The sequence below is a fragment of the Streptomyces sp. Root1304 genome, from assembly GCF_001426405.1.
Classification (GTDB): Bacteria; Actinomycetota; Actinomycetes; order Streptomycetales; family Streptomycetaceae; genus Streptomyces.
The window spans coordinates 62325-86569 of sequence record NZ_LMEP01000024.1 but is presented as its reverse complement, the minus strand read 5'-3'; the positions used below and the strand labels follow the sequence as shown (position 1 = coordinate 86569).

Below are 24245 nucleotides of genomic sequence, written 5' to 3'. Positions count from 1 at the left end.
TCCGACACCACCCGCACGAACGCGTCCTCGTACGCGAAGAACACGAGGAGCGGCCGGGCCGGCCCGGCCCGACTACTCGGCCGCCCGCTCCTCCAACGGCCGTCGCCGCCGGGCGGGTTCGGTGAGGGCGGGAGAGCGCCAGGCGCCGTCGGGCTGGTAGAGGTTGGTCCCGGGCGGAACGATCGCGTCGATGCGGTCGAGGACCTCGTCGGTGAGCAGGACGGGAGCGCCCTTCAGCAGCCCGTCCAGCTGCTCCATGGTGCGCGGCCCGATGATCACGGAGGTCACGGCCGGGTGGGCGGCGGCGAAGGCGATGGCGAGCTCGGGCAGGGTGCAGCCGATCTCGTCGGCGAGGGCGACGAACTCCTCGACGGCGTCGAGCTTGGCGGCGTTGCCGGGGAGCGTCGGGTCGAAGCGGTGCGGGGTGAGGGCGGCGCGCCCGCTGCCGAGGTCGATGGGCCGGTCCTTGCGGTACTTGCCGGTGAGGAAGCCGGAGGCGAGCGGGGACCAGGTCAGGACGCCCATGCCGTACCGCTGGGCGACCGGCAGGACGGAGGCTTCGACGCCGCGGGCGAGGAGCGAGTACGGCGGCTGCTCGGAGCGGAAGCGGCGCAGGCCGCGGCGTTCGGCGACGGCGTGGGCCTCGACGATGTCCTCGGCGGGGAAGGTGGAGCAGCCGAACGCCCGGATCTTGCCCTGGGTGACGAGGTCGCCGAGCGCGTCGAGGGTCTCCTCGATGTCCGTGCGGTGGTCGGGCCGGTGGACCTGGTAGAGGTCGATCCGGTCGGTCCCCAGCCGCCGGAGGCTGTTCTCGACGGCCTGGACGATCCAACGACGGGAGCTGCCGCCCCGGTTGGGGCCCTCGCCGCCGACGGGGAAGTAGACCTTGGTGGCGAGGACGGTGTCGTCGCGGCGGTGCGGTTCGCGCAGTGCCTTGCCGACGATCTCCTCGGACTCGCCGGCGGAGTACATGTCGGCGGTGTCGACGAAGTTGATGCCCCGGTCGAGGGCGGCATGGATGATCCGTACGGAATCCTGATGGTCAGGATTGCCGACGGCACCGAACATCATGGTGCCGAGGCAGTACGTGCTGACGTCGATCCCGGTCCCGCCGAGTACCCGATAGCGCATGGCGGCACTGTAGGAACTGGAGTGCACTCGAAGGCAAGGGGCGGGGTGTGCGCTGCCCGGCGTCTACGGCGCGAGGGTCGCGAGGAAGTCGACGATCAGCCGGTGCAGGGCGGCGGGCTGTTCGAGGTGCACGTCGTGCCCGGCGGTGGGCAGGCTCGCGCCGTGGAGGCCGGGCCGGAGCCGGACCATCTCCGCGTACTCGTCGCCGCCGATGATCCCGCCCTGCTCGCCCTGTCCGAGGACGGCGAGGGTGGGGCAGGTGAGGGCCGCCCACTCGTCCCAGAACGAGCGGGTGGCGATCTCGTCGAGGGACCGCACCATGACGTCGGGGTCGAACCGGGGCCAGAACCCGTCGGCGCGTTCTTCGAGCCCGCGGGCCCAGCCGTCCCCTACGGGTTCCTTCCCGCCGCCGAGGTAGGCGGCGGCGACGTCCAGGGAGGGGAACGGCACCGGCCAGGCGGCCAGCCAGCCGCCGATCTGTTCCTGCACGCCGGGGTTCCCGCCGCCGGGCCCGGCCTCGACGAGGACGAGGGCGCGCGGGACTCGGGGACGGGCGGCGGCGGTGAGGAGGGCGGTGCTGCCGCCGAGCGACTGACCGACCAACAGGGGCCGGTCGAGGCCGAGTTCCTCGATGACGGCGATGGCGTCGGCGACGTAGGCGGCGCGCGTGACATCGCCGGGGCTCCGCTCGCTGGCGCCGTGGCCGCGCTGGTCGAGGGCGACGACGCGGTGCCCGGAATCGCGCAGCAGCCGGGCGGTGGCGTCCCATTCGCCGGCGTGCCCGGCGAGCCCGTGGAGCAGCAGGACGTCGGTCCCGGAGCCGCCCCAGTCACGCACGGACAGCCGGACCCCTCCCCGTATGACGAACCGCTCTGACCAGGAGGAAGGGGTGGAGGAAGGAGTCATCCCTCCATGATCCCTTACGGGTCGAGGAGCGGGCCGGCACGGACGGGGTGGGGGTTACCTGCTCTCGGCGAGGGTGTGGGCGACGAGCGCGTTGGCGTGTCCGTGGCCGAGCCCGTGCTCGGACTTGAGCCAGGAGACCAGCTCCATGTGCTTGGTGAGCGGCGAGGAACGAATGAGGTCCTGCCACTCGGAGACCGGGCGTCCGTACTTCTTCTCGATGGAGGGGAAGTAGCTGGCGGGTCCCTTGACGACGTTCTCGGCCATGGTCATCTCCTCAGTGATCAACAACTGCGAACCGAGGACATGACCGTGGCCGACCGGAGAACTCATCGGCGGAGAGGGGATCAATCCCGCCGGATCTGCTCGGGATCGACGTGCCGCCGCACCATGGGCAGCGAGGCGAGACCGGCGGCGAGCAGCACGCCCAGGGCGCAGAGGAAGAGCAGGGGCAGCCCGTCCCAGTCCCAGTGCACGGCGCCGCCACCGGTGATGAGGTAACTGGACTCGGCGAGCCACCCGGCGACGATGGCGGCCCCGAGCCCCACGACGAGCGGCAACAACACCTGCACGACCTGCACGCCCCGCAAGGTCCCGGCCCGAGCCCCCAACAGCACGAGCGCGGCAACCTGCCCACGCCGCTCCATGGCCCGATCGGCCACGGACACGACGAACGCGGCGACGCCGATGACGAGCCCGAGCACCATACCGACGGCGAGAAGGCTGCGGATTACGGCGAGCTGGGCGAGGGCGTCGATGACGATCCCGACGGGCTCGACGGAGGCGGTGGGGGCGATGGCCCCGATGCCGTCGAGAACGGAACGGATGGTGGCGGGGTCGGCGTCGCTGACGAGGGTGAGGGTGCCGGCGGAGTCGGCGAGGTTGGTGGGGAGGAGGGAGGGAGGGATGAGGATGGCGCCCGAATCGAATACGGACAGATCCCAGGGGCGTACATCGATCCGCTCGCGAGGGACCGTGATCGCGACCTTCCGGCCGTCCTTCAATGCGAAGGGATAGCGTTCTCCTGCTTGGGGGTCATAGACAAAATTGGAGCGGTCGTCGCGCAGTTGCATGATCTTATCGTCGGCACAATCCGTCGCCCGTTCTGCTGAGGCGTTGAGCTGTGCGCAGGTGGCGACCACGACGTAGGCGTGCGGTACTTCGCTTCCATCCAACGGATCCCAGGACCTGTACGAAAGCACCTGCGTCCGCACTCCCGGTACCTTCGCCATTGCCTTCCGCTGAGTTGAGTCGAGGGTGTCAAGAGGGACGTTGTACTCCTGCAGAGGAGCGGTCCGCCGACTTACTTGGTCGAGCTCGATGAGAACGCCCTGTGTCAAGGCGGCACCGAACACCAGCAGCACGAGCCCGGTGGCCACCCGGAGAGATGAGCCCGGGTCGACCTCCGTCCGCCGCATCGCCAGCGACACGGGCAGGGACTTCGCCACGCCCGCCACCCGTCGCGCGAGCCACGCGGTGATGGGCGCCAGCCCGAATACGAGTCCGGCGCCGGTCAGCAGGACAGCACCGGGTACCAACAATGAGCTCGCTGATCCACCAGACGGGTCCCGTCCCATCACGCTGAGCGTGCAGTAGCCACCGATGATTCCGAGGCCGGGAATGAGAAGCAGAGTTCCGAACTTCCTTGGTGGTCTGCGTTCCCCGGTCCTCCTTGCACTAATGGGGGAGAGGGCGGCCCGTCGTGCACTGAATTGCCCCACTACCCATGCGAGCGCTGGGCATCCCAGAAGGCACAGTGCCAGAGTCGATCCCGACGGGATCCCATCTGCCGCATACCAGTGAATCCCTGGCAAGCCGATGCGTGCCATGACCTCGTTGACCCCGAGGTACCCCGCGATTCCGATCACGGACCCAGCAAGGGCAGCTGCGACGCCTTCTCCCGCATTGACGCGGAGCGTGTCCTTCACGCTGAGTCCCACGAGTCGAAGGGCGGCGAGTCGCCGCGCCCGGGATTCGCCTGAGAGTCGTGCACAGACAGAGAGGAAGATGACGAGGGGCAGCAACACGATGCAGCCGAGAGTGAATCGCAGAATGTTGAGGGTGGAGGGATCGATGAGTTCATCCCGCACGCTCGTGGCACCGAATTCGCCAAGCTCTCTGCCTTCCGGCAGATTGGCGGGATCCGTACCGATGTAGGCGTACAGCTCGTCCGGTCCCCCCAACCCCACCGGCGCGATCGTCCCCGCCACGCGGCCCGGCACAAGTCCCGCAGCATTCGGGTGGGCCGCCAGGATTTCTGCCAGCTTCGGCGAGACGATGGCCTCACCCGTCCGAGGAAGCCGATCGATCCCGGGAGGGACCGGCGCGGGACCGGCACTGACGTGGCCGAAGAAGACCCGGCGCAGCGGTTGTGAGCCGTACGGATCCAGGAACTCCTGGTAGATGACGTTCTTGTTGTAGCCCGGGTTCACCGCGCGGCCCGTCGTACGGGCATCGTGCGCGGCGATGATCGTGGGAATGGTGAGGACGGCGGCAAGACATGCCACCCCGAGGGCCGAGCCGAGCGTCATCAGCAGGAATCGAACGTGCCCCCTGCGGCCACCGCCCCAGAGCAGACGAAGTCCGAGTAGGAACGAGTTCACACCGCCACCCGCTGGGCCAGCACGCCGTCCGACATCGTGTACTGCGTATCCGCCTTCGCGGCGACATCGGCGTCGTGCGTCACGATGATCACGGCCGTCTTCTGGCTCCGTGCCAGCCAGAGGAACTCCTTCAGCACCGCGGCCGCGTTCGCGCTGTCGAGCGCCCCGGTCGGTTCGTCCGCGAACACCACGTCCGGACGGTGGACCAGAGCCCGCGCAACCGCCACGCGCTGACTCTGGCCACCCGACAACTTCGAGGTCCTGCGCCGCAACAGCTCACCCATGCCGAGCCGCCGCAACACATGGGCGGCCATCACATGGGCGTGGTCCTTGCTGATTCCGGCGAGCCGGAGGGGAAGCGCCGTGTTCTCCTCGACGGTCAACTCCGGCAGGAGTTCTCCGTACTGGAAGACGAACCCGAGCCGCGTACGGCGCAGGGCGCTCAACTCCCCGTCGGGGAGCGTGGAGAGCTGGACACCGTCGAAGGTCACGGTCCCGTTCGACGGGGGCAGCACTCCCGCGAGGCAGTACAGCAGCGACGACTTCCCCGACCCGCTGCTGCCCATGATGGCGGCCACTTCGCCGCGCTTGAGCGTGAACTCCGCGTTACTGACGGCCTGCTCGGTGCCGTAGAAGAGATCCACGCCCTCGGCGCGGAGAATGACGTCCATGGTGGTGTGCTCCCTGCGGGTGGGGGGCCGCCGCCCAAGCCGGCGACCCCCGGATCGTCGACTGCTGCTAATGGCGCGAGTACAGCCGTTCCTCCGAGCAGGTGTCGGGCCGCAGGGACCCACGGTCGAGGCACACGTGCATCCGCACCTCCTTGGTCTTCAGGACCGCACCGTCGTAGAAGACTTTGTCGACCCTGATGGTCTTCCGCTGGACGCCCTTGACCCTCCCCCACGGGTAGCCCTCGACCTTGACGCGGATGTAGATGTTGTGGCCGTCACCCGTGTTGTCGTCGCGCAGCTTGCCCTTCACGTGAAGCCCGCTGGGCACCTTGGTCGTGGGCTGCCACTGATACGTACCTTCGAACGTGGCGCCTGGCGTCCACATGACCAACTTGTGTGTCGAGTCCGCCACCGCCACCCCCATCCCCCCGAAGAACAGCCCCGCGGCCACCACCGCCGTAGCCAACTTCCTCATCGATAACCCCTGTTTGGTCGTGCCGACTGGTCATCACAGAAAGTATCGGCATCACTACACACCGGATACCGCAGTAACGTCCCTCCCTCCCAGGACCCCCCGATCCGGTGAAAGTCCCCTCCTGGCGTGCGCTCGGGTTGCCTCTGCGCCTCGTAGGAGTGATCACCGGTGCGCCTGCGCGAAGGGGTGCGGTGGCGTCGACAAGGTGGCGCGCATGCGTTCTTCCTCTTCCCGACTGAGGCGTGCCCTCGTCCCCCTCGTGGCCGCCGTCGCCCTCCTCGGTACCGGTGGGGCCTCCCTCGCCGATGCCGTCGAGGCGTGCGGTTCGGTCATCACCGCCCCGCTCGCCCCGCCCGTCGCGGCCGACGACCCCTGCCCCAGCACCGACCCCGTCGTCTGCCGCATCCGCGTCCTGCCGATGGACGAGAAGGTCGAGGCCCAGCGGACCCGGATGCGCTACCACGGGCTCCTGGAGGACATGCGCCGGACGGAGGTGGCCATGCGCGAGGCCGGCGCCTCGGACGAGGAGATCGCCCGCGAGCTCGTCGACATGCGGAACCAGGCGAAGGAGATCACCCGCGCCGGCATGAGCCCCGAGGAGGTGCGCATCCTGGAGGAGCGGAACATCGCCAAGTACGGCAACCCGCTCGGTCCCACCGCCGACCAGCTCTACCGCAAGTACGGGTCCTGGCAGCAGGTGATCGACGCGTCGATGCGGACCAGCTACGCCGTCGACCGCGCCCTCAGCCTCGAGTACCGCCCCTGTCCCGTGTAACCGACACCTCGGTGCCGGAGAACGTCGAAGGGCCCCACCGCGAACGGTGGGGCCCTTCAACGAATTGCCCGGTGAGAGCAATGGCGGAGGATACGAGATTCGAACTCGTGAGGGGTTGCCCCCAACACGCTTTCCAAGCGTGCGCCCTAGGCCTCTAGGCGAATCCTCCGCCGCGAACATTACATGACCTCGGGGGGTGCTCGCGAACCCGATCGGAGACGGGGTCCGCGAGGTGTCCCAGGTGGGGGAGCGGGCCTGGCCGCGTCCGGGATCGGGTACGCTGAGCGGAGCCCCTCACGCGGTGCTATCTGACTGAACTCCCCCAGGGCCGGAAGGCAGCAAGGGTAGGTCGGCTCTGGCAGGTGCGTGGGGGGCGCTTGCGTTCCCGGGTACGGGCCTGGATCGCGGACCTGGATCGCGGGCCCGGGCATCGACCCGGACCGCGTACACCGGTCCCGGATCTCGTACCCGACGCCTGCGCGGGCCGCCTCGTACCCGACGCCTGCGCGGGCCGCCTCGTGCCCTCCGCCCCCACCCCGCCCCGGTGCTTTTTCCCGGGTTGTCGGTGCGCGCCTATAACCTCGTACATGTGTCGTCTCTCGCGCTCTACCGCCGCTATCGTCCCGAGTCCTTCGCCGAGGTCATCGGGCAGGAGCATGTCACCGACCCGTTGCAGCAGGCCCTGCGGAACAACCGGGTCAATCACGCGTACCTGTTCAGCGGGCCCCGTGGGTGCGGCAAGACGACCAGTGCGCGCATTCTCGCGCGGTGTCTGAACTGTGAGCAGGGGCCCACGCCCACGCCGTGCGGGGAGTGCCAGTCCTGCCGGGACCTCGCGCGCAACGGGCCGGGGTCGATCGACGTCATCGAGATCGACGCCGCTTCCCACGGTGGTGTGGACGATGCCCGTGACCTGCGCGAGAAGGCCTTCTTCGGGCCCGCGTCCAGCCGCTACAAGATCTACATCATCGACGAGGCCCACATGGTCACCTCGGCGGGCTTCAACGCCCTGCTGAAGGTCGTCGAGGAGCCGCCGGAGCATCTGAAGTTCATCTTCGCCACGACCGAGCCCGAGAAGGTCATCGGCACCATCCGGTCCCGGACCCACCACTACCCCTTCCGGCTCGTGCCCCCCGGCACCCTGCGGGAGTACCTGGGCGAGGTCTGCGGCCGCGAGGGCATCCCCGTCGCGGACGGCGTGCTGCCGCTCGTCGTGCGGGCCGGCGCCGGGTCCGTGCGTGACTCGATGTCCGTCATGGACCAGCTCCTCGCCGGGGCCACCGACGACGGCGTGACGTACGCCATGGCCACCTCGCTGCTCGGCTACACGGACGGGACGCTGCTCGACGCGGTCGTGGACGCGTTCGCGGCCGGTGACGGCGCCGCCGCGTTCGAGGTCGTCGACACCGTCATCGAGGGCGGCAACGACCCCCGCCGGTTCGTCGCCGACCTCCTGGAGCGGCTGCGCGACCTGGTGATCCTGGCCGCCGTGCCGGACGCCGCCGAGAAGGGCCTCATCGACGCCCCGGTCGACGTGATCGAGCGGATGCAGGCCCAGGCGTCCGTGTTCGGGGCCGCCGAGCTGAGCCGTGCCGCCGATCTCGTCAACACCGGGCTGACCGAGATGCGGGGCGCCACCTCGCCCCGGCTCCAGCTGGAGCTGATCTGCGCGCGCGTGCTGCTGCCCGCCGCCTTCGACGACGAGCGTTCGGTCCAGGCACGCCTGGACCGTCTCGAGCGCGGGGCCGCCGCCGCTCCGGCCGTCGCCCAGGCGCCGGTGTTCACCGCCGGACCGCCCGCGACCGCGCCCGGGCCCGCGATGGGGTACGTCCCCGGGCCCGACGCCCACACTCCGATGGCCCCGCCCCCGCTCCCGCCGTCCCACGCCCATGCCCCGGCGCCGTCGCAGGCCGCACCCGCCCACGCCCCGGCAGCGGTCGACCACCCCTCGGCGCCGACCCCCGCCCAGGCCCCGCCGGAGCCGGCACCCCCCGCCCAGGCGCAGCCCGCCGCCCCGCGTCCCGGCGCCTGGCCCGGTGCCGCCACCCCCGGTGGTGGCGCGCCCGGCGCCTGGCCCGGTGCTTCCGCGCCGGCCGCCCCCGCCTCCGTAGCGGCTCCGCAGCACGCCGCGCCGCAGGCCCCGGCCCCCGCACCCGCACCCGCGTCCACCGGAGGCGGAGGCGGCGACACCGCCCAGGTGCGCAATCTCTGGCCGCAGATCCTCGACGCCGTGAAGAACCGGCGCCGCTTCACCTGGATCCTGCTCAGCCAGAACGCGCAGGTGGCGGGCTTCGACGGGACCACCCTCCAGCTCGGCTTCCTCAACGCCGGCGCCCGCGACAACTTCGCGAGCAGCGGCAGCGAGGACGTCCTGAAGCAGGCCCTCGCCGAACAGTTCAACGTGAACTGGAAGGTCGAGGCGATCATCGACCCCTCCGGCGGCGCCGCGCCCCCGCCGGCGGCCACCGGCTTCGGCGGCTCGGGCGGCACCGGTGGCTTCGGCCGCCCGCAGGCCCCCGCCCCGGCGTTCCAGCAGGCCCCGCCGTCCGCCCCCGTACAGCCGCCGCAGGCGCAGGCCGCTCCCGCGCCCTCGTTCTCCCAGGCGCCCCCGCCGGCGCAGGCCCCCGCGCCCTCGTACGCGCCGCCCGCACCGCAGCCCGTGGCGCCCGAGGACGACGTGCCGGAGGAGGACGACCCGGACCTCGTCGACTCGGCGCTCTCCGGGCACGACCTGATCGTGCGCGAGCTCGGAGCCACGGTTGTGGAGGAATACACGAACGAGTAGGGGCGTCTCGCTCGGTGGCCCGCACAAGGGGCATCCCGGCCGGCGGGCTACCCTGACAGGCGTGAAGGTCCTCGTCATCGGCGGCGGCGCCCGCGAACACGCCCTGTGCCGCTCTCTCTCCCTCGATCCCGACGTCACCGCTCTGCACTGCGCGCCCGGCAACGCCGGAATCGCGGAGGTCGCCGAGCTGCACCCCGTCGACCAGCTGGACGGCGACGCCGTCGCGCGCCTCGCCACTGGGCTCGGCGCCGACCTGGTCGTCGTCGGCCCGGAGGCCCCGCTCGTCGCCGGTGTCGCCGACGCCGTCCGCGCGGCCGGCATCCCCGTCTTCGGCCCGTCGCGCGAAGCGGCGCAGCTGGAGGGCTCCAAGGCGTTCGCCAAGGACGTCATGGCCGGCGCCGGGGTGCCCACCGCCCGCAGCTACGTCTGCACGACCCCCGAGGAGATCGACGAGGCGCTCGACGCCTTCGGCGCTCCGTACGTGGTGAAGGACGACGGCCTCGCCGCCGGCAAGGGCGTCGTCGTCACCGACGACCTCGGCCAGGCGCGGGCCCACGCGCTCGCGTGCGACCGGGTGGTCATCGAGGAGTACCTCGACGGCCCCGAGGTCTCGCTCTTCGCGATCACCGACGGCACCACCGTCCTCCCGCTCCGGCCAGCGCAGGACTTCAAGCGCGCGCTCGACGGCGACGAGGGCCCGAACACCGGGGGCATGGGCGCCTACTCGCCGCTGCCCTGGGCCGACCCGAAGCTGGTCGACGAGGTCCTGGAGACCGTCCTCCAGCCGACCGTGGACGAGCTGCGCCGCCGTGGCACGCCGTTCTCGGGCCTGCTGTACGCGGGTCTGGCGATCACGGGCCGCGGTGTGCGGGTCATCGAGTTCAACGCCCGCTTCGGCGACCCCGAGACCCAGGTCGTCCTGGCCCGGCTGCGTACCCCGCTCGCGGGCGTCCTGCTGAACTCCGCCAACGGCACCCTGGACGACCAGGCCCCGCTGAGCTGGAGCGACGAGGCCGCGGTGACCGTGGTCGTCGCCTCCCACAACTACCCGGACACCCCGCGCACCGGGGACCCGATCGAGGGTCTGGGCGAGATCGCCGAGCAGGACGCGCCGCACGCGTACGTGCTCCACGCCGGTACCAAGCGGGACGGCGACGCGATCGTGAGCGCCGGCGGCCGGGTCCTCTCGGTCACCGCCACCGGTACGGACCTGGCGGAGGCCCGCGAGCGCGCCTACGCGGCGGTCGGCCGCATCCGCCTTGACGGTTCGCAGCACCGCACGGACATCGCGCGGAAGGCCGCCGAGGCCTGATTCCACCCGGAATCACCCGGTACCTCCGGATTCCTCTTGTGGCCGTGCGGTGGAGAAGCAGTGCACCGTACGACCGCCCGAGCGCCATCACCTTTACCCAAAGCCATTCCATCGAGTGACGGCTCGGCCATACGGATGACGCCCGCCACAGCCCCAACTAGGGTGCGGCGAAGGCGTTCCGGCACTTGGCCCACCGGCATTGCGATGTCAGTGGCGGGTGCCACAGTGGGGGAGTGAGCAACACCGCCACAGGCAGTCCCGACGTGGGCAGGAGGGGGTGATGTACGGCGTGTCCGGTACCGGTTCCGTTGTCGGCGAGGAGTGGGGTGCGCGCGCCGCGCACTCCCGGGCCCTCGCGGTCCTCAGGGTCCGCGGCAGGGCGCTGGGCCTCGCGGTCCTCCCCGCCGCCGTCGCCGTCGTGCTCTACGCGGGCGGTGTCACCGGCCACTTCACGGGGGCCGGCTGGGACACGGCCCGCTGGGTGGTGACCGTCCTCGCGGTCCTCGTCCTGGTCGCCGCCACGGCCGTCGCCCTCGTCGTCGTACGGGCCCGCCCGGCCGCGACGCCGACGGTGGAGCTCTCCGAATCCGCCGCGCCCGACCTCTACCGGCTCGTCCGGGACCTCGCCGACCGGCTCGACGTCCCCGCCCCCGCGGCGATAGCCCTGACCCCGGACTGCGACAGCTGGCTGGAGGACCGCACCCACCGGGCGCACCGGGCGCTGCGCACACCGTCCGGCGGGGGAAGCGGCTCCGAGGGCGCTCCCGTCCTCGTCATAGGTTCGCCCTTCCTGTGGTGGATGCGGGTGGGCGAGCTGCGAGCCGTGCTCGCGCCCGTCGTCGCCGGTACGGGCCCCGCCGCGCATCCCGACATAGCCGCCGCCCGCCGCTTCGTCCGAGGTCTGGACGCCGCCGTGGCCGTGCCCGGCGACGCCGGCCTCGACCCCGTCCGCCGGCTCGGCGCGCGGGGTGTCGGGCAGGTCGCCCGGGTCCTGCTCCGTGCCTGCCGCGGGCACGCCGCCGAGATGGAGCGCGGGGTGGCGGCCGCCGGGTCGGAGCGCGCCCAGGCCGTGGACTACGGCGTACGGATCGTCGCCCAGGAGCAGGTCGGCCTCGCGTACGCGGGCTGGGACCGGCTCCTGACCCGGGTCGCGCTGCCCGCCTGGCGGATGGGCCGCTGGCCCGCCAAGCTCGACGCGGGCGTGGTCTCCGCCCTGACCGAGCTCTCCCGCCGGGACCGGCTCGCGGACGGCTTCTCGTCCCGGCTCGGCGAGCGCCCCGCCTGCGATCTCCTGGAGGAGCCGGGCGCGGTCGACGAGGCCACCTCCCTGCTCGCCGCCCGCCTCTTCCACGGCGGCCCCGCCGAACCCGGCCCCGACTGGTCGCCGGTGGAGTGGAGCCAGTACCCGGAGGAGGTCGTCGACCGTAAGTGGCGTACCGACGCGGCCCGGCTCCACCAGGTCCTCGACGGCCTCGGCGTGGCCGACGCCCCGGCCGGGGCGTCGCCGGCCGCCGACGGGCCGACGCTGACCAGGGTGATCGCCTACCTGTCCACGAACCCGGAGAAGCCGGCGGACGAGGTGACGACGGAGACGCGGACGCAGACGGAGACCGAGGCGGAGGTGCCGGAGGCGGGCAGCTCGGATGCCCGCGGCCCGGCCGGCGACCGCCCGGACGGCGCCGGCCTCGGCTCCGGCGACGGCCTCGGCTCCGACGACGGCATCCCCGACCAGGAACTCCTCGACGCCATCGAGGACGGCATCGAAGACGGCATCGAGGACGGCGGCGAGGACGCCATCGAGGATGAGCCCGTCAATCCCGCCGCCGAAGCCCTCGCCGCCGCGCTGAGCGCCCTCCTCGCCCGCGAGGACGCCGCACGGGAGGCCCGCGTCGCCGCCGCGACCCCGGCCCCGGACAGCGCGTCCGCCCCCACTGCTTCCTCCGAAGCGGCTCCCCGGGGCGCCGGGAGCGACGACCGGGCCGGCCCCCCGCCTCCCGTGGTCAGCGGTCCCGACGGGCCCCTGCCGCTGTTCCCGCTCCAGCCGCCCCGCAGCGGCCGCGATCTGCTCGCCGACCACGTGACCGCGATGGTCTGTTGCGCGGCCGTGGACACCGCCGAGGCCGTCGCGGGCCTCGACTGGCTCGACGGGCCCGCCCTGCTGGTCGGCGGCGAGCGGGCGGCCGATCTCGGCCCCCGGGTCCTCGCCCTCGTCGAGGACGGCGACCCGGAGCCACTGCGCCTCTGGCTGGCGCGGACGGGCGTCCGCCCGGAGAAGCCCGTACGCCTGATCTGAGCGCGGGCCCGGCCCACGCCGATCGCGCCCCCCGAAGCGCCACGCCGAGCGCGCCCCGAAGCCCCGCACCGATCGCGCCCCCTGCAAGCCCCCAAAGAGCGCGTCCCCGAGCCCTCCCCCGCATACCCCCGCCCCACCCCTCCCGGAGTCCGGAGTTCCACTCTCGTCAATTCACGACGAACGGTGACGGAGTGCGTGCGTTATGTGATGTGCTGGAGACCGTCACTGACAGAGGCACGGACCAGCGGCATCGACCGGCCGCGAGCCGATCACCGACCGGGGGAGTCGAGGGAGGGGCGCAGCATGGGGGCGGACCAGATCAGGCGGTGGGAATCGGGCGCGCTGGCGCACGCCGTCACCGATCCCTTCGGCCAGGGCCCGCTGCCCTGGCTGCGCGGTTCCGAGAACTACTTCGACGACACCGGCCAGATGGTCCCCTGGTACGCGGACGAGGTCCTGGCCCGGGGCGGCAGCGGAGGCCCGCGCACGGCCGACGACGTCCGGCGCCAGATCAAGGGCTTCGCGTCCGACGGCGCCGTCGCGCCGGGCGAGTCGATCGACTTCCACGTCACGGTGGACCCGCCGCAGCAGTTCTCGGTCGACATCTACCGGATCGGTCACTACGGCGGCCACGGCGCCGCGAAGATCATCACGAGCCCGCGGCTCTCCGGGATCGTCCAGCCCGCCCCGCTCACCGCCGACCGCACGGTCTCCTGCCACCACTGGTGGCAGTCCTGGCGGCTGCAGGTCCCGTCCTACTGGTCGATCGGGGCGTACGTCGCCGTGCTGACCACCGCCGACGGCCACCGCTCGCACATCCCCTTCACGGTCCGCGACGACCATCCGGCGGATCTGCTCCTGGTCCTCCCCGACGTGACCTGGCAGGCGTACAACCTCTATCCGGAGGACGGCCACACCGGCGCCAGCCTCTACCACGCGTGGGACGAGGAGGGCCGGCTGCTCGGCGAGGAGGAGGCGGCCGTCACCGTCTCCTTCGACCGCCCGTACGCGGGCGCGGGGCTGCCCCTGCACGTGGGGCACGCGTACGACTTCATCCGCTGGGCCGAGCGCTACGGCTACGACCTGGCGTACGCCGAGACGCGCGACCTGCACGCCGGCCGGGTCGACCCGAGCCGCTACCGGGGCCTGGTCTTCCCCGGGCACGACGAGTACTGGTCGGCGCCGATGCGGCGGACCGCCGAGCGCGCCCGCGACCAGGGGACCTCGCTCGTCTTCCTCTCCGCCAACACCATGTACTGGCAGGTGGAGCTGGGCCCCTCGCCGTCCGGCGTGCCGGACCGGCTGCTCACCTGCCGCAAGCGGCGCGGCCCCGGCCGCCCCGCGCTCTGGCGCGAGGTCGACCGGCCCGAGCAGCAACTCCTCGGCATCCAGTACGCGGGCCGGGTGCCCGAACCGCACCCGCTGATCGTGCGGAACGCCGACCACTGGCTCTGGGAGGCCACCGGCGCCGGCGACGGCGACGAGCTGCCGGGCCTGGTGGCGGGCGAGGCCGACCGCTACTACCCGCGTACGGCGCTCCCCGAGCACCAGGGCCGCATCCTGCTCGCGCACTCGCCGTACCCGGACAGCGAGGGGACGCTGCGCCACCAGGAGACCTCGCTCTACCGGGCCCCGTCCGGGGCGTGGGTGTTCGCGTCCGGCACCTTCGCCTGGTCGCCGGCGCTGGACCGGCCGGGCCATGTCGACGCACGGGTCCAGCGGGCCACCGCGAATCTCCTCGACCGCATCTGCAAGAGGGACTGAGCGGGGGGTCACAGGGCCGGGAGGCCGGAGCCGCCCGGATGTGCGAGAGAATCGGACACGCTCCTGGATCAACCTACGCGGAGGAACCGTGTCCGGATTCGTAGAAAAGCCCGAGCCCGTCCAGGTCCCGGGCCTCACCCATCTCCACACGGGCAAGGTGCGCGACCTGTACCGCGACGAGGCCGGTGACCTCGTGATGGTGGCGAGCGACCGCATGTCCGCGTTCGACTGGGTGCTGCCCACCGAGATCCCCGACAAGGGCCGGGTCCTCACCCAGCTGTCCCTGTGGTGGTTCGAGCAGCTCTCCGACCTGGTCCCGCACCACGTCCTGTCGACCGAGCTGCCGGCCGGCGCCCCCACCGACTGGGCGGGCCGCACCACGGTCTGCAAGTCGCTGAACATGGTCCCCGTCGAGTGCGTGGCCCGCGGTTACCTCACCGGCTCCGGCCTCCTGGAGTACGACGAGTCCCGCACGGTGTGCGGCCTCGCGCTCCCCGAGGGGCTCAGCGACGGCTCCGAGCTGCCCGCGCCGATCTTCACCCCGGCGACGAAGGCCGCCGTCGGCGACCACGACGAGAACGTCTCCTACGAGGAGGTCGCCCGCCAGGTCGGCGCCGAGACCGCCGCGCTGCTGCGCCAGACGACCCTCGCCGTGTACGGCAGGGCCCGGGACATCGCCCGCGAGCGCGGGATCATCCTCGCGGACACCAAGTTCGAGTTCGGCTTCGACGGGGAGACGCTGATCCTCGCCGACGAGGTCCTCACCCCGGACTCCTCGCGCTTCTGGCCGGCCGACCAGTGGCAGCCGGGCCGCGCCCAGCCCTCGTACGACAAGCAGTTCGTCCGGAACTGGCTGACCTCCCCGGCCTCCGGCTGGGACCGCAAGAGCGAGCAGCCCCCGCCGCCGCTCCCGCAGGACATCGTGGACGCGACGCGCGCCAAGTACCTGGAGGCGTACGAGCTGCTGACCGGCAAGGGCTGGTCCGACAGCTTCTGAGGCCCTGAGGCCTTGGCCTCCTGGCCCCCGGCCCTGGCCCCCGGCCCTGGCTCCCAGCGTCCGGGGGCCAGGGCCGGGGGCTGGGGGGCCACCCGGCGTGACACCTTCCGCGGACACGAGAAAGCCCCCGGTCGATTCGACCGGGGGCTTCTTCGTGGAGCGGACGACGAGATTCGAACTCGCGACCCTCACCTTGGCAAGGTGATGCTCTACCAACTGAGCCACGTCCGCATGCGCCGTAGCGCGGAGCCAACTATACCCAACCTTTCGCCTGTGCGAGACGCACCGCCGTGTGCCGGTTCTCCGCACCGAGTTTCGCGGCGGCCGACGAGAGGTAGTTCCGGACGGTTCCGGGGGAGAGGGAGGCGCGCCGGGCGATCTCCGCGACGGGTGCGCCGTCGGCGGAGAGTTCGAGCACCTCGGCCTCCCTGGCGGTCAGCGGGGAGTCCCCCGCGGCGATGGCGTCGGCCGCCAACTCCGGGTCCACGTAACGGTTTCCGGCGTGTACGGCACGGATGATCTCGGCGAGCCGCTGGGCACTGACGGTCTTCGGCACGAAGCCGCGGACCCCGGCGGTGAGGGCCCGCTTGAGGTGCCCGGGACGGCCGTGGCCGGTCACGATCATGGTGCGGCAGCCGGGCAGTTCGTCCCGCAGCGCTGTGGCGACCCTCACACCGTCCGCGCCCGGCATCTGCAGATCGAGCACGGCGACGTCGGGGCGGTGCGCGAGTGCCATGGCGAGCGCTTCGGGCCCGGTCGCGGCCTCGGCGACGACCACGAGATCGTCCTCGAGGCCGAGCAGCGCGGCGAGCGCGCCCCGGATCAGATGCTCGTCGTCGGCGAGCAGTACACGGACGCGGACGGGGACGGGTGCGTCGGTGTCCGCACGTACGGGAGCGGTCATCGGTCCACCTCCACGGGGGACGTACGAGGGGTACGGGACAGGGGGATCCGGGCGGTCACCAGGAACGTCCCGGCCTCGCCGGGCCCGGCCTCCAGCGTCCCGCCGACGGCCGTGAGCCGCTCCCGCAGCCCCGCGAGCCCCGAACCGGGCGCGCCACCGGCTCCGGGCGTTCCACCGGCTCCGGACACGAGGCCGGGCCCGGACGGACGGGGAAGCCCGTCGTTCTCCACCGTCAGCAGCACCGTGTCCTCCTCCTCGCTCAGGACGATCGCGCAGCGCCGCGCGTCCCCGTGTCGCAGGACGTTCGTCGTGGTCTCCCGGACCACCCACCCGAGCGCCGACCTGACCTCGCCGGGCAGGTCGAGCCCCGGGCCGGGCGACTCGACGGCGCAGTCGATCCCGGCCGCGCCCAGCACCCCCCGCGCGCCCTCCAGCTCCACCCGCAGGTCGGCCTCGCGGTAGCCGCGTACGACGTCCCGCACCTCCCGCTGGGACTCCCGGGCGATCCGCTGGACCTCGGTCATCTGGTCCACGGCCTCGGGGCGTTCGCGCCGGGCGAGCTGGACGGCGAGCTCGCTCTTGAGGGCGATCACGGACAGGTTCCGGCCGAGGATGTCGTGCAGGTCCCGCCCGAAGCGCAGCCGTTCCTCGGCGACCGCGAGCCTGGCCTGGACGTCGCGGGCCTCGCGCAACTCGAAGACGACGCCGAGCACCCAGAGCGAGACGCGGACGGTGACGGCCAGCCAGCCGGTGACGAAGGCGACGGTGGCCACGCCGACGACGCTCGCGGCGAGGTCCCGGCCGGTGAGCGGCACCAGGGCCAGGAGGACTCCGACGATCAGCGCCTGATGGAGGGCGACGGTCCGGGGGCGGAGGGTCAGGCAGTGGCCGGCGAGGAAGGGGACGAGCGCCGCACCGAGCATCCCCGGCAGCAGCTCGGGCACGTCGGCGGTGGCGGCTTCGAGGAGGACGGCCCCGGCGGTCGCGGCCCCTGCCGCCGCCGCGGGCAGCACCGTGCGGGCCGGGAGCACGGTCCCTGGCCGCAGGTAGGCGTCCATGGCGCGGCGCAGGAAGCGGTGGCAGAGGACGCCGTTGGCGAGGTTGAGCAGCGGTGCGGTGACGACGAGGAACAGCGGGGCCTCGTGCCGGATCGGCCGGACCAGGAGCAGCAGTCCGAGGACGAACACGGCGGACCACAGCAGCATGTACGCCGTCACACGGGTGTAGAGGTCCACCTTGGCGAGGCCGCTCCGGCCGCTCCAGCTCTTCACGGGCGAGGCCCCTCTCGACGGGTCGTTCGGCGGGTGGTTCAGCGCCGGGGTTCCCACCGGAACCACCGCTGGACAGCAAACACCGAGACCATGATCCAGGCCACCGTGGTCAGCGCGGCGCCGGTCAGCTCTCCGGCTCCCGGTCCGCCCGCCCACCCGGCCCGTACGAGGGTCATGGCGCCGGTCAGCGGCAGCAGTTCGCAGAGCGAGGCGACCCGCTCGGGGAACACGGAGAGGGGGACGAAGAGCCCGGAGCCGAGGGCCGAGACCAGGAGCAGCGGGAGCGCGGTGAGCTGGGCGCTCTCGACGGTGCGGGTGACGGCCGAGGTGACGCAGGCGAGGACGGTGAGCAGGACGGCGCCGAGGAGGGCTCCGGCGAGGAGCAGGTCGGGCCTCTCGGGTGCCGGCAGGTCGAGGACGGCGATGCCGCCGGCCGTGAGCAGGGCGCACTGCGCGAGGGCGAGGGCGACGGCCGGCAGGGCGATCCCGGTCAGGATCTCGGTGTCGGTGGGCTCTCCCGTACGCAGCCGCTTGAGGACGAGGGATTCGCGGCGGGCGACGAAGGCGGCGACCAGGTTGCTGTACACGCCGACGAGGAGGGCCATGCCGAGGGCGCCGGTCACCGCGACCTCGGCGATGCTCGTGCCGGCCGCGCCGAGGTCGACGCTCCGGAGGGAGCTGCGCACGGCTTCGACCATGAGGAGGGGGACGAGGAGGGCACCGACGAGCGCGGTGCGGTTGCGGCCGAGCAGGGTCAGCTCGGCCCGCCCGAGCGCGCCGAGCCGGGTACGGGAGGGGAGGCGGCGGGTGGGCAGGTGACGGGCGGGGCTGCTCATCGACGGGCCTCCGACCGGAGCGCGCCTGATTCGATTCCGTCCGACGCGATTTCGTCCGATGCGAGTCCGCCCGATGCGAGTCCGCCCGATCCGAGTCCGTCCGACGCGATTCCGCCCGATCCGGGTCCCTCCGATCCGAGTCCGTCCGATGCGAGCGCGCCCGACACCTCCTTCGCCCTCTCCTCCGCACTCCGTCCCGCGATGTCGAGGAACGCCTCCTCCAGCGAGGCCGCGCGCGCGTCGAGCCCGTCGAGCCGTACGCCGTTGTCCCGGGACCAGTCGAGGAGTGCGGTCAGGTCCTCCTGGAGGGAGCCGGTACGGATCTCGACCCTTCCCCCGTCCTCGGCGGCCCGCAGGTGCAGCGGGAGCCGGGCGGCGGGCACTCCGGCGGGCAGGGCGAAGCGGATGCGGGCCGGCCGGGCGGCGGTGACCTGGGCGGGTGTTCCGGAGAGCACGATCCGCCCCTGGTGCATGATCGCGAGCCGGTCGGCCAGGTTCTCGGCCTCCTCCAGGTAGTGGGTGGTGAGGATCACCGTCGTCCCCTCGTCGCGCAGCGACCGCACCAGCTCCCAGGTGTCGCGCCGCCCTTCGGCGTCCAGCCCGGTGGTCGGCTCGTCGAGGAAGAGGACCTCGGGGCGGCCGAGGAGGGCGAGGGCCAGGTCGAGGCGGCGCCGTTCGCCGCCGGAGAGCTGCTTGATCCGGAGCCGGTGGCGGGTGCCGAGGCCGACGGCCTCCAGCGCCTCGCCGGTGGGGCGGGCGCCGCTGGTGCAGCCCGCCCACATCCGTACGGTTTCGGCCACCGTCAGATCGCTGGGGAAGCCGCCCTCCTGGAGCATCACGCCGATGCGGGGGCGGACGGCGGCACGCTCGCGGTAGGGGTCGTGGCCGAGGACGCGGGCGGTGCCGGAGCTCGGGGCGGCGAGGCCTTCGAGGAGTTCGACGGTGGAGGTCTTGCCGGCGCCGTTGGTGCCGAGCAGGGCGAAGATCTCGCCGCGCGGGACGGTGAAGGAGAGGCCGCGGACGGCCTCGAAGCCGCCGGAGTAGGCGCGGCGGAGGTCTTCCGCTTCGATCGCGTGGGTCATGTGACCAGGCTTCCGGCGGCGGGGGCCGTCCGGCAGTGCGCGCCGTCATCACCCGCTTCTGACAAATGTCATGGGGCGGGGGCGGGGGGCGTGGGGATACGACGAAGGCCCCGGTTCCTGAGAACCGGGGCCTTCGTACTCCTGAGCGGACGACGAGATTCGAACTCGCGACCCTCACCTTGGCAAGGTGATGCTCTACCAACTGAGCCACGTCCGCATTGCTGCCGCTCGGCTTTCACCGGGCGGTGCGAGCACCACTCTACCTGACGCACCGGAGTGCTTCGGACTTGCGATGCAGAGCGGGTGACAGGAATTGCACACTGCGCCTTCCCCCTGGAAGGGGGATGTTCTGCTACTGAACTACACCCGCACGCTGCGTGAGGTGGGGCTTTGCGGCCTCGCCCCTCGGCGTGTTCCAGACTTTAGCCGATCATGGGGGGTGCAATGCAAATCCGCCCCCCGGCCCGGTGTCGTCCTGCCGGGTCCGGCCGACCCTCCGGTCGTCCCGCCCGGCCGTCCGGCCGCCTCAACTCGCCGCGCGGAACGCCTCGTAGACCCGCTTCGGGATGCGGCCGCGCGCCGGCACGTCCATCTTGTTGGACTGGGCCCAGGCGCGGACCGCCGCCGGGTCGGGTGCCAGCGAGGTGTGGGTGTACGTCTCCACGGAGGCGCCCCGGCCGGCCGTCGCCCTGGCCGGCAGCTTGCGCCCGGCGGCGAGGTACGGCGCGAGCGCCTTGCGGAGTTTCTTTGCATTGGCAGCATTCAGGTCGATCTCGTACGTCTTCCCGTCGAGGCCGAACGCGACCGTTTCAGCCGCTTCTCCGCCGTCCATGTCGTCGGAGAGAGTGACCACCACACGCTGAGCCACGGATATCGGTCCTTTCCTGCGGCCGATGCCGCAGAGGAGGCGCTTGTGGCGCCTCTGACGTGCGGCGATGTCGACGGTACGGCTGTGCCGGGACAATGCTGCTTTCTTCTGGATTCCTTTGTACAGCGGTGGGCATCGCATTGTGAAGCCCTGGCAATTGTTTCAGCGTGTCCCGGTGCATTGAGGTTCGCAATATTTCACTCGAATTTTGCGTGGAGGTGCCCGCGCGGGGGCGCGGGAGGTGTTCGTCGGTCGAGCGGCCCGTCGGCCTGGCTTTTGGAGGATCCTTCAGATCTCTACCCGCGTAGAATTTGGAGACAGGTACGCTGAGGGAACCGCCCACGCAACACACCACCGGGAGTGCCAGTGGCACGCGTCGTAGTCGACGTCATGCTCAAGCCGGAGATCCTCGACCCTCAGGGGCAGGCGGTGCAGCGTGCACTGCCCCGCCTGGGATTCGCCGGAATCGCCGACGTCCGTCAGGGGAAGCGTTTCGAGCTGGAGGTGGAGGGACCGGTCGACGACGCCGCCCTCGCCCGCATCCATGAGATGGCCGAAACCTTCCTTGCCAACACCGTGATCGAAGACTTCGTCGTGAAGGTGGAGTCGTGACCGCACGCATCGGCGTCGTCACGTTCCCCGGAACGCTCGACGACCAGGACGCGCTGCGTGCCGCCCGCCTGGCGGGCGCCGAGCCCGTCTCGCTCTGGCACCGCGACAAGGACCTCAAGCAGGTCGACGCCGTGGTCCTGGCCGGCGGCTTCTCCTACGGCGACTACCTGCGGGCCGGAGCCATCTCCCGCTTCTCGCCGGTGATGGAGACGATCATCGAGCAGGCGAAGGCGGGCATGCCCGTCCTCGGCATCTGCAACGGCTTCCAGATCCTCACCGAGGCCCATCTGCTGCCGGGCGCGATGCTGCGCAACAACCACCTCCACTTCATCTGCCGCGACCAGAAGCTGCGGGTGGAGAACGCGGAGACCGCCTGGACCTCGGACTACGTCCAGGGCCAGGAGATCGAGGTCCCGCTCAAGAACATGGACGGCCGGTACGTCGCCGACGAGCGTGTCCTCGACGAGCTGGAGGCCGAGGGCCGGGTCGCGTTCCGCTACCTGGACGTGAACCCCAACGGCTCGCTGCGTGACATCGCCGGCGTCACCAACGCCGCGGGCAACGTGGTCGGCCTCATGCCGCACCCCGAGCACGCCGTCGAGCCGCTGATCGGCACCGGCAAGACGGACGGCCTCGGTTTCTTCACCTCGATCCTCAAGAAGCTGGTCAACGCCTGATGAGCCTCGACACCGTCAAGCACGCGAGCGAGACGCCGGACAGCGAGCAGCCCTGGAAGGAGCTCGGCCTCAAGGAGGACGAGTACGCGCGCATCCGCGAGATCCTGGGCCGCCGTCCCACCGGCGCCGAGCTCGCCATGTACTCCGTCATGTGGTCCGAGCACTGCTCCTACAAGAGCAGCAAGGTCCACCTGAAGCAGTTCGGCGAGAAGGTCCCGGAGAACGACGCCATGCTCGTCGGCATCGGCGAGAACGCCGGCGTCGTCGACGTGGGCCAGGGTTACGCGGTCACCTTCAAGGTCGAGTCGCACAACCACCCCTCGTACATCGAGCCCTACCAGGGCGCGGCCACCGGCGTCGGCGGCATCGTCCGCGACATCCTCGCCATGGGTGCCCGCCCGGTCGCGGTCGTCGACCCGCTGCGCTTCGGCGCGGCCGACCACCCCGACACCAAGCGCGTGCTGCCCGGTGTCGTCGCCGGCATCGGCGGCTACGGCAACTGCCTCGGCCTGCCCAACATCGGTGGCGAGGTCGTCTTCGACTCCTGCTACCAGGGCAACCCGCTCGTCAACGCCGGCTGCATCGGCGTGATGAAGCACGAGGACATCCACCTCGCCAAGGCCTCCGGCCCCGGCAACAAGGTCATCCTGTACGGCGCCCGCACGGGCGGCGACGGCATCGGCGGCGTCTCGGTCCTCGCGTCCGAGACCTTCGACGACACCAAGCCGACCAAGCGCCCCGCCGTCCAGGTCGGCGACCCCTTCCAGGAGAAGCTCCTCATCGAGTGCACCCTGGAGATCTTCCAGGAGAAGCTGGTCGCGGGCATCCAGGACCTCGGCGGCGCCGGGCTCTCCTGCGCCACCTCCGAGCTGGCCTCCGCGGGCTCCGGCGGCATGCACGTCGACCTGGAGAAGGTCCACCTGCGCGACGCGACGCTCTCGCCCGAGGAAATCCTCATGAGCGAGTCGCAGGAGCGCATGTGCGCGATCGTCGAGCCGCAGCACGTCGACCGCTTCCTGGAGATCTGCGAGAAGTGGGACGTCATCGCCACCGTCATCGGTGAGGTGACCGAGGGCGAGCGTCTGGAGATCTTCTGGCACGGCGAGCAGATCGTCGACGTCCCGCCGCGTTCCGTCGCCCACGAGGGCCCGACCTACCACCGGCCGTTCGCGCGCCCGGACTGGCAGGACGCGCTCCAGGCCGACGACGCCGGCAAGCTGCCCCGGCCGCAGGACGGCGCCGAGCTGAAGGACCAGGTCCTGAAGCTGGTCTCGTCGCCGAACCAGGCCTCCAAGTCCTGGATCACGGACCAGTACGACCGGTTCGTGCAGGGCAACACGGTCCTGGCGCAGCCCGAGGACGCGGGCATGGTCCGCATCGACGAGGAGACCAACCTCGGCGTGGCCATGGCGACCGACGGCAACGGCCGGTACGCCAAGCTCGACCCGTACACGGGTGCGCAGCTCGCGCTGGCGGAGGCGTACCGCAACGTCGCCGCCTCCGGTGCCAAGCCGCTCGCCATCTCGGACTGCCTGAACTTCGGTTCGCCCGAGGACCCGGCCGTGATGTGGCAGTTCGCCGAGGCCACCCGCGGTCTCGCGGACGGCTGCCTGCAGCTGGGCACCCCGGTCACCGGCGGCAACGTCTCGCTCTACAACCAGACCGGTGAGACGGCGATCCACCCGACGCCGGTCGTGGCCGTCCTCGGTGTGATCGACGACGTGAACCGCCGTACGCCGATCGCCTTCGCGGAAGAGGGCCAGCTCCTCTACCTGCTCGGCGACACGCGTGAGGAGTTCGGCGGCTCGGCCTGGTCCGAGGTGATCCACCAGCACCTCGGCGGCATGCCGCCGGCCGTGGACCTCGACCGGGAGAAGCTGCTCGGCGAGATCCTGATCTCGGCCTCCCGCGACGGCATGATCGACGCGGCGCACGACCTGTCCGACGGCGGTCTCGTCCAGGCGGTCGTCGAGTCCTGCCTGCGCGGCGGGAACGGCGCGCGTCTGGTCGTCCCGGAGGGCCTGGACGCGTTCACGTTCCTCTTCAGCGAGTCGGCGGGCCGTGCGGTCGTCGCCGTCCCGCGCAGCGAGGAACTCCGCTTCACCGACATGTGCGGTGCGCGGGGTCTGCCGGCGACCCGGATCGGTGTCGTCGACGGTGACGCCGTGGACGTGCAGGGCGAGTTCGCGCTCTCCCTCACGGAGCTGCGCGAGGCGCACGAGGCGACGATCCCGGCCCTGCTGGCCTGATCCTCGGATCGAACGTACGGAATCGGAGCCCCCGCCC

The 24245-nt window shown here is 71.7% G+C and carries 20 protein-coding genes, 4 tRNA genes and 1 other RNA gene; 10 read left to right on the top strand and 15 right to left on the bottom strand.

Features of this window, described 5'->3' with window-relative positions:
• Positions 1–72: 72 nt before the first annotated feature.
• The 6 genes from ASD33_RS25010 to ASD33_RS33705 all read right to left on the bottom strand — a co-directional run bounded on the left by ASD33_RS25010 (position 73) and on the right by ASD33_RS33705 (position 5783).
• Positions 73–1131 (bottom strand): aldo/keto reductase, encoded by a 1059-nt coding sequence (locus ASD33_RS25010; RefSeq protein ID WP_056564804.1) that lies wholly within the window; start codon positions 1129–1131, stop codon positions 73–75.
• 63 nt (positions 1132–1194) lie between these two features.
• Positions 1195–2037: an alpha/beta hydrolase gene (locus ASD33_RS25005; protein ID WP_056564802.1), complete on the bottom strand. Its 843-nt coding sequence runs from the start codon at positions 2035–2037 to the stop codon at positions 1195–1197.
• 54 nt (positions 2038–2091) lie between these two features.
• Positions 2092–2301 (bottom strand): DUF4287 domain-containing protein, encoded by a 210-nt coding sequence (locus ASD33_RS25000; RefSeq protein ID WP_056565645.1) that lies wholly within the window; start codon positions 2299–2301, stop codon positions 2092–2094.
• Between the two features lie 80 nt (positions 2302–2381).
• Positions 2382–4637, bottom strand: a complete 2256-nt coding sequence (locus ASD33_RS24995; protein ID WP_056564799.1) for an FtsX-like permease family protein — start codon at positions 4635–4637, stop codon at positions 2382–2384.
• Complete coding sequence (locus ASD33_RS24990; RefSeq protein WP_056564797.1) at positions 4634–5308, bottom strand: ABC transporter ATP-binding protein; 675 nt, start codon at positions 5306–5308, stop codon at positions 4634–4636. The genes ASD33_RS24995 and ASD33_RS24990 overlap by 4 nt, the downstream gene beginning before the upstream one ends.
• Before the next feature lie 67 nt (positions 5309–5375).
• Positions 5376–5783, bottom strand: a complete 408-nt coding sequence (locus ASD33_RS33705; protein ID WP_063992032.1) for a hypothetical protein — start codon at positions 5781–5783, stop codon at positions 5376–5378.
• Positions 5784–5997: 214 nt separating this feature from the next.
• Here ASD33_RS33705 and ASD33_RS24980 point away from each other — a divergent pair, with 214 nt between their 5' ends.
• The gene (locus ASD33_RS24980; protein WP_056564794.1) at positions 5998–6558 is read left to right on the top strand and encodes a hypothetical protein; all 561 of its coding nucleotides are present in this window, start codon (positions 5998–6000) and stop codon (positions 6556–6558) included.
• A gap of 81 nt (positions 6559–6639) precedes the next feature.
• Here ASD33_RS24980 and ASD33_RS24975 read toward each other — a convergent pair.
• Positions 6640–6727: transfer RNA gene (locus tag ASD33_RS24975), tRNA-Ser, on the bottom strand.
• Between the two features lie 116 nt (positions 6728–6843).
• Between ASD33_RS24975 and ffs the strand changes: the two genes are divergently transcribed.
• The 6 genes from ffs (at position 6844) to ASD33_RS24950 (ending at position 15709) form a co-directional block, all read left to right on the top strand.
• An RNA gene (ffs, locus tag ASD33_RS33700) (signal recognition particle sRNA small type) lies at positions 6844–6942 on the top strand.
• Positions 6943–7147: 205 nt separating this feature from the next.
• The gene (locus ASD33_RS24970; protein ID WP_056564790.1) at positions 7148–9343 is read left to right on the top strand and encodes a DNA polymerase III subunit gamma and tau; all 2196 of its coding nucleotides are present in this window, start codon (positions 7148–7150) and stop codon (positions 9341–9343) included.
• A gap of 61 nt (positions 9344–9404) precedes the next feature.
• Positions 9405–10655: a phosphoribosylamine--glycine ligase gene (gene purD, locus ASD33_RS24965; RefSeq protein ID WP_056564787.1), complete on the top strand. Its 1251-nt coding sequence runs from the start codon at positions 9405–9407 to the stop codon at positions 10653–10655.
• A gap of 280 nt (positions 10656–10935) precedes the next feature.
• Positions 10936–12948, top strand: a complete 2013-nt coding sequence (locus ASD33_RS24960) for a hypothetical protein (RefSeq protein WP_056564784.1) — start codon at positions 10936–10938, stop codon at positions 12946–12948.
• A 303-nt stretch (positions 12949–13251) separates the two neighbouring features.
• On the top strand, positions 13252–14712 hold the full coding sequence (locus tag ASD33_RS24955) for a N,N-dimethylformamidase beta subunit family domain-containing protein (protein WP_056564781.1): 1461 nt from the start codon (positions 13252–13254) through the stop codon (positions 14710–14712).
• 88 nt (positions 14713–14800) lie between these two features.
• Positions 14801–15709: a phosphoribosylaminoimidazolesuccinocarboxamide synthase gene (locus ASD33_RS24950; protein WP_056564779.1), complete on the top strand. Its 909-nt coding sequence runs from the start codon at positions 14801–14803 to the stop codon at positions 15707–15709.
• 155 nt (positions 15710–15864) lie between these two features.
• On the opposite strand, the gene ASD33_RS24945 is transcribed toward ASD33_RS24950, so the two are convergent.
• The 8 genes from ASD33_RS24945 to ASD33_RS24910 form a co-directional block, all read right to left on the bottom strand.
• Positions 15865–15940 (bottom strand) — tRNA-Gly (locus tag ASD33_RS24945).
• 22 nt (positions 15941–15962) lie between these two features.
• On the bottom strand, positions 15963–16613 hold the full coding sequence (locus tag ASD33_RS24940; RefSeq protein ID WP_056564776.1) for a response regulator transcription factor: 651 nt from the start codon (positions 16611–16613) through the stop codon (positions 15963–15965).
• Complete coding sequence (locus ASD33_RS24935; protein ID WP_056565637.1) at positions 16610–17884, bottom strand: histidine kinase; 1275 nt, start codon at positions 17882–17884, stop codon at positions 16610–16612. The genes ASD33_RS24940 and ASD33_RS24935 overlap by 4 nt, the downstream gene beginning before the upstream one ends.
• A 38-nt stretch (positions 17885–17922) precedes the next feature.
• Positions 17923–18720 (bottom strand): ABC transporter permease, encoded by a 798-nt coding sequence (locus ASD33_RS24930; protein WP_056564772.1) that lies wholly within the window; start codon positions 18718–18720, stop codon positions 17923–17925.
• Positions 18717–19802: an ABC transporter ATP-binding protein gene (locus ASD33_RS24925; RefSeq protein WP_079045009.1), complete on the bottom strand. Its 1086-nt coding sequence runs from the start codon at positions 19800–19802 to the stop codon at positions 18717–18719. The genes ASD33_RS24930 and ASD33_RS24925 overlap by 4 nt, the downstream gene beginning before the upstream one ends.
• 144 nt (positions 19803–19946) lie before the next feature.
• Positions 19947–20019, bottom strand: a tRNA-Gly gene (locus tag ASD33_RS24920).
• Positions 20020–20100: 81 nt separating this feature from the next.
• Positions 20101–20172: transfer RNA gene (locus ASD33_RS24915), tRNA-Gly, on the bottom strand.
• Between the two features lie 156 nt (positions 20173–20328).
• Complete coding sequence (locus ASD33_RS24910) at positions 20329–20670, bottom strand: Lsr2 family protein (protein ID WP_199863588.1); 342 nt, start codon at positions 20668–20670, stop codon at positions 20329–20331.
• Positions 20671–21036: 366 nt separating this feature from the next.
• Here ASD33_RS24910 and purS point away from each other — a divergent pair, with 366 nt between their 5' ends.
• From purS to purL, 3 genes are read left to right on the top strand one after another with little or no spacing between them, the layout of a single operon-like run.
• A complete protein-coding gene (gene purS / locus ASD33_RS24905; RefSeq protein ID WP_015035032.1) occupies positions 21037–21282 on the top strand; it encodes a phosphoribosylformylglycinamidine synthase subunit PurS in 246 nt (81 codons plus the stop codon).
• Positions 21279–21959 (top strand): phosphoribosylformylglycinamidine synthase subunit PurQ, encoded by a 681-nt coding sequence (gene purQ, locus ASD33_RS24900; protein WP_056564768.1) that lies wholly within the window; start codon positions 21279–21281, stop codon positions 21957–21959. Before purS ends, purQ begins: the two co-directional genes overlap by 4 nt.
• Positions 21959–24208, top strand: a complete 2250-nt coding sequence (purL, locus tag ASD33_RS24895) for a phosphoribosylformylglycinamidine synthase subunit PurL (protein WP_056564765.1) — start codon at positions 21959–21961, stop codon at positions 24206–24208. Before purQ ends, purL begins: the two co-directional genes overlap by 1 nt.
• Positions 24209–24245 lie beyond the last annotated feature (37 nt).